Source organism: Methanosarcina sp. 2.H.T.1A.6, from assembly GCF_000979455.1.
GTDB lineage: Archaea > Halobacteriota > Methanosarcinia > Methanosarcinales > Methanosarcinaceae > Methanosarcina.
The window spans coordinates 1-15295 of record NZ_JJOY01000026.1 but is presented as its reverse complement, the minus strand read 5'-3'; the positions used below and the strand labels follow the sequence as shown (position 1 = coordinate 15295).

Sequence of the window (15295 nt, the reverse complement as noted above, 5' to 3'; positions counted from 1 at the left end):
TTCATCAAAATAAATGGTCAGTTATCAGATAATTAATTATCAAATAATCTGTTATTTTTTTCAATCTGTTATTGTTTTTTCATATACCGAAGGATTTTCTTCAGTCCTGTTTGCTTCAACAATATTTATATGTGGGAAAGAATTACAGTACTGATTGTTTTTTTCCTGATCTTTATTTACGAAACAGGAATTTATGGAATATATTGTGACATGCAGAGACATGGCACGAATAGGGTTTATGTTCGGAATAGGGTTTATGTTCATAGCAATATTCACAATCTGAAAACGGTTTTACAAATCCAAAGAAGGTCCTTTTAATGAAATACTGGCAGCCGAAATATGAAACAATGGATCCCGAAGAAATGAAGAGACTACAGCTGAAACGCCTGCAGCACAGTGCAAAGCTGGTCTATGACAATGTTCCTTTCTACAGGCAGAAGTTCAAAGAGGCTGGAGTCGCTCCCGAGGATATCAAAACCCTTGAGGACGTCCGGAAACTGCCTTTCACACGCAAAACAGACCTTCGGGACAACTATCCATTCGGCCTTTTTGCTGCAAAGAAAGAGGACATCGTGCGCATTCACGCCTCCTCAGGGACCAGCGGGAAGCCCACGGTTGTCGGATATACTGCAAAGGATATTGAGACATGGTCGGACCTGATCGCCCGGAGCCTTACAATGATAGGGCTTACAAAAGGCGATGTGATCCAGAACTCCATGAACTACGGCCTTTTTACCGGAGGCATGGGCTTCCACTACGGCGTAGAGAGGATGGGAGCCATGGTCGTGCCGGCAGCAACAGGCAACACCGCCCGGCAGCTTGAGATGATGATCGACTTTGGGGTAACCGCAGTCCACTGCACCCCTTCCTATGCTTTCTACCTCGCAGAAACTGCAGAAGATCTCGGCCTCATAGACAAACTCTCCTTAAAAGCAGCCATTTTCGGAGGCGAGCCCTGGTCGGAAAACACCAGAAAACAGCTTGAAAAGCGCCTGAACCTCAAAGCCTATGACTGTTACGGCCTCTCAGAAATGATGGGTCCCGGCGTCGGCTTCGAGTGCCAGGAACAGAATGGCCTGCACATCTGGAACGACAACTTCCTCGTCGAAGTCCTGGATAAAAACGGAGAACAGGTATCCGAAGGCGAAAAAGGCGAACTGGTCTTAACCTCCCTCAACAAAGAAGGCTTCTGCAACATAAGATACCGCACAGGTGACATGACCCGCCTTCTTGAGTCCGAATGCGACTGCGGCCGGACAACAACCAGGATCTCCCGCCTGCTCGGCAGAGTAGACGACATGATGATCGTCCGCGGAATCAACGTCTTCCCCTCCCAGATCCAAGATGTCATCTCCCGAATCCCTCAGGTAAGCGAACATTTCCAGTTAATCCTTGACCGGAACAGACACATGCTCGATGAACTCACAGTAGAAGTCGAACTCGAAGAAAACGCCTTCACCGGCGACCTCAAAGACCTCAAAGCTATCCAGGACCACGTCCAGCGGGAACTCAAATCCGTCCTCAACATCCGCACAAACGTCGAACTCCTTGAGAAAGGCAGCATCGAAAGGACCACAGGAAAGGCAAAGAGGATCATCGACAGAAGGCCGCAGATCTGAGCCACCTGAAGCTTTAAATTATTGTTTAGTAACTTAAATAATCAGGGAGTTTTTATTCCCTGATTTTCTTTAACTCTTTTTTGCGTCCGTTAAACCAAATTTAGATCTATTTTTTTCAAACAGCAACTGGTTTTGAGTACTGCTAATTAGAACCCTGGGCAACCTCCCGCTCGACGCAGGAGAGCGGCCTTTCCGTGAAGTCTGCAAAAAAGATGGAATCCTCGAATTTTATCAAAGGAAGCTCTGAAAAAAGCTGAAACCTAAAATTTTTTCATTTCAACCATTCTAAGCAACAAAAAGGTATTATAAAATACAGCTCTGGCATTGTAGATATTAAAAATGAAGATATGTGTTTGCAGGTAACACATATCAGCCAGAGCTTGAATTTGCCTTAATATCCCGTTCCTCTTACCTCAACTCATTGGGTCGAACTTTATAGCCCGGTCGTACACGATCTCTGAGTAGGCTGGCCCGGTTTTTGTAGAGTTTTCCATGTAGGCCCTCCAGGCAATGAAAAGCGGTTGATCCAGTTCTATACCATAAGCTCCCCGACCATAAGGAACTTCGTAGCAGTATTGATCGTCTTCGCTGCAGTTCCTGGCGAGCTTGTAAACATACAGGTATTTAGCATTAGGATTGTCAGGGAGGTATTCCTCAGCAGATCCACTGAAATCTGCGTCTGTTATTGCTCTGACACCGTTCCACCCAGCAGCTCCGTATATTACGAAGTTCGAGTACGTCGCCTTTCCTGTGGCTGCATGATTAACCCCATAGACAATTATGAACTCATCGGTATCGTTGCCCAGAGTAATTCCAGGGTCTCTCAGGAAAGGATAGTACAGCGAGGTGTTAAAGAAAGGAGGTGTCGGCGAAGAGATAGTCTGATTTGCTGTCCAGAGATAGCACGCGTCGTTAGCGGGACCCAGGACATTAATACCTCTCTGGATAGCATCACTCCCTGTCGTAACTGTCTGACTGATCGGAAGCTCTGTGGCATTTGACTCATTATACTTGTCAAGAATCGCAACCCTTAGCTCTTCGAGATCATCCATCAGGTCAAACTCTGTTTTCCCGGTTCCACGGACCCTTAACTCCGGATAATCATACGGGTCAAGTTCCACAGTTTCGTTGGGAGTAATCCTGAAAACAGTCGCAGATGTATTATTTATGTAATTCTCACCAGCCTGGGTGTCATTATATAGAGCCGGGCGGACAAATGAGGCAAATGTATCGGAGTTATTCTCCACGCCCATGTTCAGCATGACCGAGGGCAGCACCTGGGTGTTAATTATATCGTCTGAATACCCCGCTGATTGGGCAGCGGCCCGGATGCGTTGATCAATGCCTCTATCAGCAGTAATGATTATTACCGTGGTTTGATTGTAAGGATTCCCTGACGACCCATTTGGAGTCCCTTCAGTTTTAATAACCAGGTTGTTTACCGTGTCTGCTAAGGTAGCAAAGATCCATCTCCTCTCGTTCCCAATTGTCCTGTGTAGCATAAAATTTTCGTAGCTGAAGTACCTGCATTCAGGCGGTGTTCTTCCCACGAAAACAACAGCTTCATCAGGACGAAGGCTCCAGAAAGGAGTTGTATTCTCTTTTACTCCAAGCGTACTGGTTATTTGCTTAATTTGTTCATCTACTTCATAACCAGGCGACAGTGGAACATAAAATATCAGATATTTTGTGGTGGGATTGTTTCCGTATGCAGAAGGCAGTACTCCTTCCTCATATAGCCTGAGAAAATCAAAGTACCCCAATTCACCTTCCTGTACGGTGAATCCATCCTTTTCTAAAGCCTGTTGAAAATCCCCCGCGTCGTAGGTTTCATTCGCTGCGAGGCCAGTTCCAGTTAACAGTATAAAAGCAATGCCAAGTATTATAGCCATTATATATTTTTTCATATATAACCCCCAGGTTAATTTTTCATTCAATATATTAGAAACCTTGTCAGGCCATTAACTAAACTTGGATAGTTGATCTGTTAACAGTCTGCATAATCCCTTATCCCATCCTGTTTTAACTTCCGTCCTGTTTTGACTTATCCCTATTTCGTAAAAGTAATCCACAGAAATACCCAAAAAGTATAACAAAACTTTAAAGCTATTTTTCACTTATAGTCCAACAGCCTGTTGCAAATACTGCTTTTAGTGCCCAAAGCAACTCCACGCTCGACGCAGGAGAGCGGCCTTTCCGTAAAAGCCGCAAAAAAGATGGATTTCCTGAATTTTATTAGGAGAGCACTAAAAACCAGTTAAAACCTGAAAATTACTCAATTTAACCTTTCTAAATAGCAAGAAAGTATAATAAAACACGCTCTGGTGTTATAGCCAAAAAGATAATGAATGTGTTGAAGTAACACATTCAGCCAGAGCTTGAACTTGCTTAATATTAGGAGCTCATGTTACCAGAGCTCATCGGATCAAACTTTATAGCCCTATCGTACACGATCTCTGAGTAGGCTGGTCCGGTTTTTGTTGTGTTTTCCATATAGAGTCTCCAGGCAATGAAAAGCGGTTGATCAGGTTCTATACCATAAGCTCCCACACCGGAGGGAACCTCGTAGCAGTATTGATCATCTTCGCTGCAGTTCCTGGCTAGCTTGTAGACATACAGGTATTTAGCATTAGGATTGTCAGGAAGATATTCCTCAGCAGACCCGCTGAAATCTGCGTCTGTGATTGCTTTAACGCCGTTCCATGCATCTGCTCCGTATATGCAGAAGTTCGAGTACGTCGCCTTTCCTGTGGCTGCATGATTAACCCCATAGACGATTATGAACTCACTACTATTGTTTCCAAGAGTAATTTCTGGATCTTTCAGGAATGGATAGTACTGCGAGGTGTCAAAGAAAGGAGGTGTCGGCGAAGAAGCTGTCTGGTTTGCTGACCATAGATAAACTGCATCGTTGGTAGGACCTACGCCATTGATTCCTCTCTGAATAGCATCACTCCCTATAGGAACTCCCTGACTGGTCGCAAGCTCTGTGGCATTTGACTCATTATACTTATCAAGAATCGCAATCCTTAGCTCTTCGAGATCGTCCATCAGGTCAAACTCTGTTTGTCCGGTTCCACGGACCCTCAGTTCCGGATAATCAAACGGGTCAAGCTCTGTAGTGTTGTTGGGAGTAATCCGGAAAACAGTAGCTGGTGGATTAGTTATATAATCGTCGCCAGCCTGCGTATCATTAAATAGAGCTGGGCGGAAAAATAAGGCAAATGTATCGGAATCATTCTCCAGGCCCATGTTCAGCATGACTGAGGCCATCACCTGGGTATTAATTATATTGTCCGAATATCCTGCAGACTGGGCAGCGTCCCGGATGCGTTGATCAATGTCTTTGTCAGCAGTAAGGATTATTATTGTAGTTTGATTGAAAGGATTCCCGGACGACCCGTTTGGAGTTCCTTCGGTTTTGATAACAAGGTTATTAATCGTATCTGCTATGTTAGCGAAGAGCCATCTCCTCTCGCCCTCAATTGTCCTGTGCATAATGAAACTGTCGTAGCTGAAGTACCTGCATTCAGGCGCCGTTCTTCCCACGAAAACAACAGCTTCATCAGGACCAAGGTTCCAGAACGGAGTTGTATTCTCTTTTACTCCAAGCGTACTGGTTATTTGCCTAATTTGTTCATCTACTTCATAACCAGGAGCCGGTGGAACAAAATATATCAGATATTTTGTGGTGGGATTATTTCCGTATGCAGAAGGCAGTACTCCTTCATTAAATAGCTTGAGAAAATCAAAGTAACCCACTTCGCCTTCCTGTACGGTAAATCCATTCTGTTCTAAAGCCTGTTGAAAAGCCCCCGCATCATACGTTTCATTCTGTGCAGTTTCATTCGCTGCGAGGCTTGTTCCTGTTAACAGTATAAAAGCAATGCCAAGTATTATAGCCATTATATATTTTTTCATATATAACCCCCAGCTTAATTTTTCATTTATTATATTAGAAACCTTGGTGGGATGTTAATTAAACTTGGATAGTTGATCTGTTGATTGTTCAAATGATTCCTTACTCCCATCCTGTTTTGACTTATCCCTCCTTTGTAAAAATAATGCCACAGAAATAACAAAAAAGTATAACAAAACTTTAAAGCTATTTTTCACTTATAGTCCAACAGCCTGTTGTAAATACTGTATTTAGGATCCGGAGCAACTCCACGCTCGACGCAGGAGAGCGACTTTTCCGTGAAGCCTACAAAAAAGATGGAATCCTCGAATTTAATCAAAGGAAGCTAAAAAAGCTGAAACCTGAAAATTATTCATTTTCGCTTTAAACAACAAAAAGCTATTATAAAATACGGCTCTGGCGTTATAGATAATAAAAAATGAAGATATGTGTTCATAGATAACACATATCAGCCAGAGCTTAAACTGTTCTTAATATCCGGAGCTCGTGTTTCCAGAATCCTTTGGATCGAATTTTATAGCCCTGTCGTACACTATCTCTGAATAGGAAGGCCCGGTTTTTGTAGACTTCTCCAAGTAGGCTCTCCATCCAATGTAAAGTGGTTGATCCAGCTCTAAGCCATGAGCTCCCCTACCATAGGGAACCTCGTAGCAGTATTGACCACCTTCGCTGCAGTTCCTGGCGAGCTTGTAGACATACAGGTATTTCGCATTGGGATTGTCAGGGAGGTATTCCTCAGCAGACCCGCTGAAATCTGCGTCTGTGATTGCTCCAACGCCATTCCATACATCAGCTCCGTATACGGTGAAACTCGAGTACGTTGCCTTTCCTGTAGCTACATGGTTGACCCCATAGACAATTATGAACTCATCTGTATCGTTGCCCAGAGTAATTGCCGGGTCTCTCAGGAATGGATAGTACTGCGAAGTGTCAAAGAAAGGAGGTGTAGGAGAAGAGACACTCTGGTTTGCTGTCCAGAGATAGACTGCATCGTTATCAGGACCTATGGCGTTAATTCCTCTCTGGATAGCATCACTTCCTGCAGGAACTATCTGACTGGTCGGAAGCTCTGTGGCATTTGACACATTATACTTGTCAAGAATCGCAATCCTTAGCTCTTCGAGATCATCCATCAGGTCAAACTCTGTTTGTCCGGTTCCACGGACTCTCAGCTCCGGATAATCATATGGGTCAAGTTCAACAGTTTCGTTGGGAGTAATCCTGAAAACAGCAGCAGGTGTATTATTTATGTAATCGTCACCAGCCTGCGTGTCATTGAACAGGGCTGGACGGATAAATGAGGCAAATGTATCGGAGTCGTTCTCCAGGCCCATATTCAGCATGACTGAGGGCAGTACCTGGGTATTAATTATATCGTCCGAATATCCTGTAGATTGGGCAGCAGCCCGGATGCGTTCATCAATGCTTTTGTCAGCCGTAATGATTATTATCGTGGTTTGGTTGAAAGGATTCCCATCCGACCCGTTTTGAGTCCCTTCGGTTCTAATAACCAGGTTGTTCACTGTGTCTGCTATGTTGGCAAAGATCCATCTCTTCTCATCCCCAATTGTCCTGTGCATTATGTAATTATCATAGCTGAAGTACCTGCATTCAGGCGGGGTTCTTCCCACGAAAACAACAGCTTCATCAGGACCAAGGTTCCAGAACGGAGTTAGATTCCCGCTCATTCCAAGAGTACTTGTTAATTTAGAAATCCGTTCTTCTACCCCATAACCAGGAGCCGTTGGAACAAAATACGCCAAGTATTTTGTGCTGGGATTATTTCCATACGCAGAAGGTAATACTCCTGCCTCTAATAACCTGATTAAATCAAAGTACCCCAGCTCTCCTTCCTGTACAGTGAATCCGTCCTGCTCCAGAGCCTGTTGAAAAGCTCCCGCATCATACGTTTCATTCTGTGCAGTTTCATTCGCTGCGAGGCTGGTTCCTGTTAACAGTATAAAAGCAATGCCAAGTATTATAGCCATTATATATTTTTTCATATATAACCCCCAGGTTAATTTTTCATTAAATATATTAGAAACCTTGTCAGGACATTAACTAAACTTGGATAGTTGATCTGTTAACAGTCTGCATAATCCCTTACTCCATCCTGTTTTGACTAACCACACTTTGTAAAAATAATATCACAGAAATACCCAAAACGTATAACAAAACTTTAAAACTCATTTTTCATGTTATACTCCCAACAGCCGGCTGTACTATACTGCTTTCAAAGATCCCGGGTAGCTTCCCGCTCGACGCAGGAGAGCGGCCTTTCCCGTGAAGTCTGCAAAGAAGCTGAAAAAATACGAAGAAGCTGAAAGGTGTGCAAGAAGCTGAAAAATATGCGAAGAAGCTGAAAATTCTGAATTTTAGCAAATGTAACCCTGAAAAAAGCTAGAACTTGAAAATTTTTCATTAGAACCATTCTAAATAACAAAATTTATTTTGCAACGTCCCCAATACCAAAAAGATATTGGAGGAGTTTTGTGGATCTGGTAGCCCTCGCCCAGTAAGCAACAAAGACTATCGTTCCAGCCCCACCTCTCTTTATTCGGGAGGCAAAACCGTAATAGACAAAAATAAAGTACGGCTCCGGCTTTGTAGATCTAAAAAATGAAGATATGTGTTTGCAGGTAACACATATCAGCCAGAGCTTGAATTTACCTTAACGTCCCATTCTCTTTGTCTAATTTTACCTTAACTCATTGGGTCGAACTTTATAGCCCGGTCGTACACGATCTCTGAGTAGGCTGGCCCGGTTTTTGTAGAGTTTTCCATGTAGGCCCTCCAGGCAACAAAAAGAGGTTGATCCGGCTCTATGCCGTGAACTCCCACACCGGAGGGAACCTCATAGCAGTATTGATCACCTTCGCTGCAGTTCCTTGCGAGTTTATAGACATAAAGGTATTTCGCATTGGGATTGTCAGGGAGATATTCCTCAGCAGACCCGCTGAAATCTGCGTCTGTGATTGCTCTAACACCGTTCCACACATCAGCTCCGTATATTGCGAAGTTCGAGTACGTCGCCTTTCCTGTGGCTACGTGGTTAACTCCATAGACAATTATGAACTCATTGGTGTCATTACCCAGAGTAATTGCCGGGTCTCGCAGGAAAGGATAGTACTCAGAAGTGTTAAAGAAAGGAGGTGTTGGTGAAGAGGCAGTCTGGTTTGCTGTCCACAGGTAGGCTGCATCGTTGTTAGGACCTACGCCGTTGATTCCTCTCTGAATGGCATCACTCCCAAAAGGAACTGCCTGACTTGTCGGAAGCTCTGTTGCATTCGACTCATTATATTTGTCAAGAATCGCAAGCTTTAGCTCTTCGAGATCATCCATAAGGTCAAACTCTGTTTGCCCGGTTCCACGGACTCTTAACTCCGGATAATCATACGGATCCAGTTCCGTAGTGTTGTTGGGAGTAATCCGGAAAACAGCTGCAGGTGTATTATTAATGTAATCATCACCTGCCTGTGTGTCATTGAATAAGGCTGGGCGGACAAATGCGGCAAATGTATCGGAGGTATTCTCCAGACCCATGTTCAACATGACTGAAGGAAGAACCTGGGTATTAATTATATCGTCCGAATATCCTGCAGACTGGGCAACATCCCTGATGCGCTGATCAATACCTCTGTCAGCCGTAATGATTATTATTGTGGTTTGATTGAAAGGATTCCCGTCCGACCCATTTGGAGTCCCTTCGGTTTTGATAACCAGGTTGTTCACCGTATCTGCTATGTTGGAAAAGAGCCACATCCTCTCGTTCCCAACTGTCCTGTGCATTACGTAATGATCAAAGCTGAAGTATCTGCATTCGGGCGGTGTTCTTCCCACGAAAACAACAGCTTCATCAGGACCAAGGTTCCAGAATGGAGTTGAATTCCCGCTCATCCCGAGTGTACTTGTTAATTTAGAAATCCGTTCATCTACTTCATGACCAGATGCCGCTGGAACAAAATATGCCACATATTTAGTTGTGGGATTGTTTCCATATGCAGAAGGCAATACTCCTTCCTCTAATAATCTGATTAGATCAAAGTATCCCAGCTCACCGTCCTGTACAGTGAATCCGTCCTGCTCTAAAGCCTGTCGAAAAGCCTCCGCGTCATACGTTTCATTCTGTGCGAGGCCAGTTCCCGTTAACATTATGAACGAAACGCCAAGTAGTATAAGTAGCATATAAGTTTTCATATACCATATCCCCCGTAAGCTGTAATTATTCTCGCAAAGAATTACACTTCGAAAAGAGAGGATCTCTTCAACATCTTCTAAGACAGTGTGCTTTTGATTCGTTCTAAAAATTAAGTGTAAACCTTTGCGACAGATAATATAATTATAATTAAATATATTAGAAATCTTGGTGGAACGTTGACTAAAATTAGAGAGTCGATCTGTTAACAGTCCACATGATTCCTTATTCCGCAGTCATTATTGAAGGAACTTGAAGGATCTGATGAATGATTTATATTCTTTTTTGATTTCATGAGAAAAGCCGTTTACTTCGTCATCGGAGGCTACTGCCGGGCGTTGAAAAAGGGAGGCCCATGGCTTGAAAAATATATTTAGCCAGCACCAGGGCTCGAGATTATAGAAGTGGATCTCTAACCAGGCAAAGACGCTTGATGAGCTAAATCGAAGAATTGCTCACCTGTGAAGCAGCTTCTCGTTTGCGGTCAGGACCTCAACTCCCATGTCGCTGAAGTCCTTGTCATGGGTTACAAAAACCATGCCCTTTGTGCGGCAGATTTCTGCAAAGATGAGGTCATTGAAGTCGTATTTTCCCTGTTCAAAGAAGTGCATGATTTCAGGCAGGTCTATGACTTTTAAGTCAGGGTCGCAGGCGAGGGTATTTCGGAGGATTTTTCGGACATTTGAAGCAATGTCTTCGGCAATGGGACGGAAGCTGAGCGAGTTTCTAAACTCCTTGAACCTCGAATAATCGGTCTGCTGTTTGAACTCGATTCTTGAGAAGGCATTGATAAATTCCGAGATTATCATGCAGTTTATATAGATCGTGCCGTTTGAATCCCGGATTTCTTTTAAAACTCTGGAATATCTGGCTGACTTCTGGTCAGGCCAGCCTATAGGGCCATAAATATAGAGCCAGATGTTGGTGTCAAAGAAATAACTCTGTTCTGCAGGATAATCATAAGTCACTGTGGAATGGACAGGAGCCGGGCTGGGCTTTACAGGCAGGGCTTTTAAAGGGCGAAGCTTCACACTGCGCCTTAACGGATAAACTACTGCGCGGTGGACACTCTTATGCATCTTCACCTCCGATCACATCCCTGAGCGCCTTTCTGCAGGAATATGCATGTTCAAAATAGCTTTTTGCCCTTTCCATGACCCTCTTGAGGATAGCCTCATCTTCAGGGTCAAGATCCGTAAAATAAAGGGCTTTTTCGATCAGGTCAGCCGGAAAAGTCCCGTAAAGCTGCCCCACAGCCGCATTCAGAAAGGCAGGCGTAAGTTCGTCAGTCTCTGCAAAAGAGAGCTCAACCTTCCGGTTTTTGCGGAAATCATCTGCAATCCTGTCATGCACCTTCTGCCCATCACAGGCTGCAACACAGCAATTGCTTCCTGCAGTCTCAATAATTCTTACTTTCACCCTCTCTTCCGTAACCGTTCCCATAAAATCACTCCCTCATTGTGTATCAAAAGGCACAATTAGAAGCATAATTTTGAGCAGGGCACCTGGCGACAAAAACCTTCACCCCTTTTACCAGTTTCCCTTCAAAAAGTTTTACAATTTTTCTTTCCTTCAATACCTTTTACCAATTATTCTTTAACACTTTTTCCTGTTACCCTTCAATAACTTTGTCGGTTTACCTTTCAGTTGACCAAAAAATCCTGCTGCCAATAACTCTTCAATCAGCTTTTTTCTTGAAAAAAAGCCATCCTTTGTCCTCTTTTCCGTACTTTGTCCTTATCAGTACATAATCCCCTTCTAGCTCTTCCCCATGAAGCATTACAACAATTTCTTTCTCGTTACGCTTCAGAAGCTCAAAAGTACCCTTATCCCAGATCTCAACCTTGCCAGCTCCGTACTCTCCTTCAGGGATTTCTCCCTCAAAATTGGCGTATTCGAGCGGATGGTCTTCAGTCTGGATAGCAAGTCTTTTGGTACCGGCATTTTTAGGCGGCTCCTTAGGGACTGCCCAGCTTTTCAAGACCCCATCCATCTCCAGGCGAAAATCATAATGAAGGTTGGTTGCATCATGGCGCTGGACCACAAAAACAGGTTTATCGAAACTTTTTTCTAAACCATTAGCTGGAGGTTCGGAGGTCTTTTCAAAATCTCTCTTCTTCGCATATTCCTCAAGCATGGAAGATCAATAGAAAATATGGTGTTGAGGAGTATAAAGGATTAATGTGGGAAGAATTGATTCAGGAAAATATACTGGAAAGAACATTGGGGAAAAAATACGTGGAAGGATTAATGTGGGAAAACTGGAAACAGAAAATAAAAATAAAAATGAATTCCCAGATGGAATTCAGACTCCCATTCACCTTTTCGCCAGAGCGTAGTCTACATAGACTTGCAAAAACTCCTCGTCAGTTTGCAGCAGTACGGTCTCAAACATGGCTACATGGATCTTTTCTTCCCTGGCGATGTCTAAAAGAACTTTTCTAATCTCCTCGTTTTTTGTCAGGTTTGCCATCTGTTCGTAGACGTTGACAGCATCCAGTTCTGCGATCATTGCGGCTCTCAGGATTTCCTTATCAATGTCTTTCTGGCTGGTATTCTTAAGGTCTGCAAGTGTTTCCGAAAGCAGGATTTTACCCCCTGTAAGTATGCCCTGTAAAGATATGGAAAAGCAAACTTAATGTTTCTTTCTATTGGGACCCACTCATTAGAAACAGATTCGAAACAGATCCGTATTGAGTGTTAAATAATAAGAAGAAAGACGGCAACAATATCGACAAATTAACTTATTTCCACCCCTACACAGAGAAAATATATTTTTTAAAGAATAAAAACTATGACAATAACAAATTTCAGTTTTTTTTAAAAGTTTTATTTTCACTTTCAATAAATATTTATACGTCTGCAAACTTATTTACTTTGAACAAAAGAGAAAATACCCAGCCTTTAGAACCTAATTTTAAGATACACATTCATGTTAAGGGGATATTACCTACGCAAATAACTTGAGTAGTCAAGTAATAAATATACAAAGTTAGGAACGAACTTATATCTAAATTTCATAAATTAACCCCCTGGAATTTTATTAAAGAGTGATTTACTGATGAATATTAATTACACTGATGATCGTTGAAGATCCGCTTACGATTTGTATATAGTCCGGAGATTTGAATCCAGAAAAATCCCAGCGTACCAGTTACTCTGTACTATCTTGTCAGTTAACCAAAAATTGATCCTACCCGAGGCCGAGAATTCTTGAAGAAAATAAATTCCCTCCTGCTTACATTTACAATCTTATTTTCGTGCTTATCCGGCATCCCGAACTTTGCCGCCGGAAGTGTCGAAAACTTAGATCTGCCCCTGAACAATAAATCCATTTCAGAACCTGCGATTGAAATGGCTCCTCTGAACCCCGAGTTTCTGGAGCCCGGGCGGTCAGATCCGGTTGAACCCATCTCGTCTTCTGATTACGGCCACATTTCAGGTACTGGATATATACCCTCTCCGGTAAACATCTCAGGGCACTCAAGGCCTGTGGAAAAGCTTTTGTTTAGAGTATCAGGCCCGGAACTTCCTGCAACATATGACCTGCGGGAGGAAGGAAAGGTCACCTCTGTGAAGAACCAGGGAAATACCGGAAGCTGCTGGGCCTTTTCGAGCATTGCGTCCCTTGAATCTTACATCCTGGTGACAGAAGGAAAAACTCGAGACTTTTCCGAAAATAACATGAAAAACCTTGTTACAAAATATTATTCCGACGGTTTTGACCTTACTTCTGCTAACGGCGGAAATGCACTCATATCTATGGCGTATCTTACCCGATGGAGCGGACCCATAAACGAATCTGCAGATCCTTTTAGTGAAACTTCTATCTACTCCCCTACAGGACTTCCCGTGCAAAAACATATCCAGGAAGTGCTTTTACTTCCCAATAGAAAGGAGCCTCTGGACAATGAGTGGATCAAAAAGGCACTTATGGATTACGGAGCCGTGTACTCCACAATGTGCTGGAGCTCGGCCTATTACCAGGAAAATAACCATGCATATCTATACACAGATTCAAGTAAAGTCAACCATGCAATAACTATCGTAGGCTGGAACGATTCTTTTGACAGGAATATGTTCAAACAGGTCCCTCCCGGGGACGGGGCTTTTATTATAAAGAACAGCTGGGGAGAAACCTTTGGGGAAGAAGGATACTTCTATATTTCCTATTATGACACCAGGCTCGGATACAACGAAAACGCAGTGTTTACAGCTGCAGAAAAGGACAACTTTGACTGCATTTACCAGTATGACCCACTCGGATGGATAAACTCACTGGGGTATCCTGATTATTCAACTGCCTGGGGGGGCAATGTATTTTCTTCGGGAGGGGACGAAAAACTGGAGGCTATAGGATTCTATACTAAGGATCTTGATACGGCTTATGAGATATACGTTTATAAAAACCCGACAACTGGCCCCGTTAATTCGGAAAAGAATTTTGTTGTAAAAGAAAACGGTGTATGCCCGATGCCTGGATATCATACCCACCTGCTGAATTCGCCAGTAAGCCTGACTTCCGGGGAAAAATTTTCAGTGGTTATAAAGTTCAGCAATCCTTCCGATCCATACCTTCTTGCAATTGAGATACCTCTTGACAGTTACAGCAGTAAAGCACAGGCAAACCCCGGAGAAAGCTATATAAGTCAGGATGGAAACAGCTGGCAAGACCTAATATCAATATCCAAATTTTCAGAAACAAACCTTTGCATAAAAGCTTTCACAACTGTTGACGCGCTCCCAGAAGCCGAATTCTCTTCAAATGTCACCAGCTGGGTTTCTCCTCTCACAGTCCAGTTCACTGACCTCTCGAAAAATGCCTTTTCCTGGGAATGGGACTTTAACGGGGACGGAATTATGGACTCAACAGCCCGTAACCCGGTCTACACCTATACCTCATACGGAAATTATACTGTATCTCTGAATGTCAGCAACAGGAAAGGACTCGACTCTGAGACAAAGAGCAATTACATAACAGTGACCCAGCTCTCAATTCTCTCTGCAAACCCGGGGGGAAATATCACGACCTATGAAGGAGATCAGCAAGAGTTCAGTATCAGCACAAACCATAACAGTACTGTAAACTGGTACCTTAACGGAGTGGTAAAGCATTCTGAATCCGGTGTTAAAAGCAGTTCCTATTCCAACAGTGCTCCCTCCCCCGGAATTTATACTGTTGCCGCCCGCGCTGTAACAGGAAGCGAAACGGTTGTAAGCACCTGGAACTGGACAGTCCGCGACTGGAACCCCTGGGACAATTCGACCTCTCAGGAAGGAACAAACATAAGCACAGGAGAGCTTCAGGAAGCGATACATATCTATAAGAACAGTCTTCCGATCCCATATTCAGGGGCAGAACTCACGGACGACAGACTCATGAAACTTATAAGGCTCTGGCGCGAAGGGCCTGCAAATTGAAAAAGCAGTTTAACAACAGCCGGGAAACAGAATCCAGGTTTCCCGTTTATTTTATTAGTTTTCTTTATTAATTTTCTTTATTAGTTTTCTTTATTAATTTTCTTTATTAGTTTTCTTTATTAATTTTCTTTATTAGTTTTC

Annotated in this window: 12 protein-coding genes; 3 read left to right on the top strand and 9 right to left on the bottom strand. The window is 43.2% G+C overall.

All coding sequences use genetic code 11. The features are described 5' to 3' along the window. Positions 1 to 60: 60 nt before the first annotated feature. On the bottom strand, positions 61 to 276 hold the full coding sequence (locus EO98_RS06930) for a hypothetical protein (RefSeq protein WP_156164102.1): 216 nt from the start codon (positions 274 to 276) through the stop codon (positions 61 to 63). Between the two features lie 41 nt (positions 277 to 317). Between EO98_RS06930 and EO98_RS06925 the strand changes: the two genes are divergently transcribed. Next, complete coding sequence (locus EO98_RS06925; RefSeq protein ID WP_048133675.1) at positions 318 to 1619, top strand: phenylacetate--CoA ligase family protein; 1302 nt, start codon at positions 318 to 320, stop codon at positions 1617 to 1619. A 413-nt stretch (positions 1620 to 2032) separates the two neighbouring features. On the opposite strand, the gene EO98_RS06920 is transcribed toward EO98_RS06925, so the two are convergent. The 7 genes from EO98_RS06920 to EO98_RS06890 form a co-directional block, all read right to left on the bottom strand. Next, the gene (locus EO98_RS06920) at positions 2033 to 3526 is read right to left on the bottom strand and encodes a hypothetical protein (protein ID WP_048139091.1); all 1494 of its coding nucleotides are present in this window, start codon (positions 3524 to 3526) and stop codon (positions 2033 to 2035) included. 487 nt (positions 3527 to 4013) lie between these two features. Beyond that, positions 4014 to 5540 (bottom strand): hypothetical protein, encoded by a 1527-nt coding sequence (locus tag EO98_RS06915; RefSeq protein WP_048139089.1) that lies wholly within the window; start codon positions 5538 to 5540, stop codon positions 4014 to 4016. A gap of 468 nt (positions 5541 to 6008) precedes the next feature. Beyond that, on the bottom strand, positions 6009 to 7541 hold the full coding sequence (locus tag EO98_RS06910) for a hypothetical protein (RefSeq protein WP_048139087.1): 1533 nt from the start codon (positions 7539 to 7541) through the stop codon (positions 6009 to 6011). A gap of 700 nt (positions 7542 to 8241) precedes the next feature. After that, complete coding sequence (locus tag EO98_RS06905) at positions 8242 to 9735, bottom strand: hypothetical protein (protein ID WP_048139085.1); 1494 nt, start codon at positions 9733 to 9735, stop codon at positions 8242 to 8244. A gap of 453 nt (positions 9736 to 10188) precedes the next feature. Beyond that, complete coding sequence (locus tag EO98_RS06900; protein ID WP_048132395.1) at positions 10189 to 10812, bottom strand: PIN domain-containing protein; 624 nt, start codon at positions 10810 to 10812, stop codon at positions 10189 to 10191. Then, positions 10805 to 11176: an STAS-like domain-containing protein gene (locus tag EO98_RS06895; RefSeq protein WP_048139083.1), complete on the bottom strand. Its 372-nt coding sequence runs from the start codon at positions 11174 to 11176 to the stop codon at positions 10805 to 10807. The genes EO98_RS06900 and EO98_RS06895 overlap by 8 nt, the downstream gene beginning before the upstream one ends. Before the next feature lie 235 nt (positions 11177 to 11411). Continuing rightward, positions 11412 to 11870, bottom strand: a complete 459-nt coding sequence (locus EO98_RS06890; RefSeq protein WP_048139080.1) for a DNA polymerase ligase N-terminal domain-containing protein — start codon at positions 11868 to 11870, stop codon at positions 11412 to 11414. 46 nt (positions 11871 to 11916) lie between these two features. Here EO98_RS06890 and EO98_RS18330 point away from each other — a divergent pair, with 46 nt between their 5' ends. Then, complete coding sequence (locus tag EO98_RS18330; RefSeq protein WP_156161053.1) at positions 11917 to 12072, top strand: hypothetical protein; 156 nt, start codon at positions 11917 to 11919, stop codon at positions 12070 to 12072. On the opposite strand, the gene EO98_RS06885 is transcribed toward EO98_RS18330, so the two are convergent. Next, on the bottom strand, positions 12051 to 12245 hold the full coding sequence (locus tag EO98_RS06885; protein ID WP_311135560.1) for a ferritin family protein: 195 nt from the start codon (positions 12243 to 12245) through the stop codon (positions 12051 to 12053). The genes EO98_RS18330 and EO98_RS06885 overlap by 22 nt on opposite strands. Positions 12246 to 12946: 701 nt before the next feature. On the opposite strand from EO98_RS06885, the gene EO98_RS06880 reads away from it, so the two are divergent. Beyond that, the gene (locus EO98_RS06880; protein WP_048139076.1) at positions 12947 to 15154 is read left to right on the top strand and encodes a lectin like domain-containing protein; all 2208 of its coding nucleotides are present in this window, start codon (positions 12947 to 12949) and stop codon (positions 15152 to 15154) included. Positions 15155 to 15295 lie beyond the last annotated feature (141 nt).

Coding starts and splice junctions, on each gene's coding strand:
- EO98_RS06925 (WP_048133675.1), top strand. CDS start 318: ATGAAATACTGGCAGCCGAAATATGAAACAATGGATCCCGAAGAAATG.
- EO98_RS06920 (WP_048139091.1), bottom strand. CDS start 3,526: ATGAAAAAATATATAATGGCTATAATACTTGGCATTGCTTTTATACTG.
- EO98_RS06915 (WP_048139089.1), bottom strand. CDS start 5,540: ATGAAAAAATATATAATGGCTATAATACTTGGCATTGCTTTTATACTG.
- EO98_RS06910 (WP_048139087.1), bottom strand. CDS start 7,541: ATGAAAAAATATATAATGGCTATAATACTTGGCATTGCTTTTATACTG.
- EO98_RS06905 (WP_048139085.1), bottom strand. CDS start 9,735: ATGAAAACTTATATGCTACTTATACTACTTGGCGTTTCGTTCATAATG.
- EO98_RS06900 (WP_048132395.1), bottom strand. CDS start 10,812: ATGCATAAGAGTGTCCACCGCGCAGTAGTTTATCCGTTAAGGCGCAGT.
- EO98_RS06895 (WP_048139083.1), bottom strand. CDS start 11,176: ATGGGAACGGTTACGGAAGAGAGGGTGAAAGTAAGAATTATTGAGACT.
- EO98_RS06890 (WP_048139080.1), bottom strand. CDS start 11,870: ATGCTTGAGGAATATGCGAAGAAGAGAGATTTTGAAAAGACCTCCGAA.
- EO98_RS06885 (WP_311135560.1), bottom strand. CDS start 12,245: ATGATCGCAGAACTGGATGCTGTCAACGTCTACGAACAGATGGCAAAC.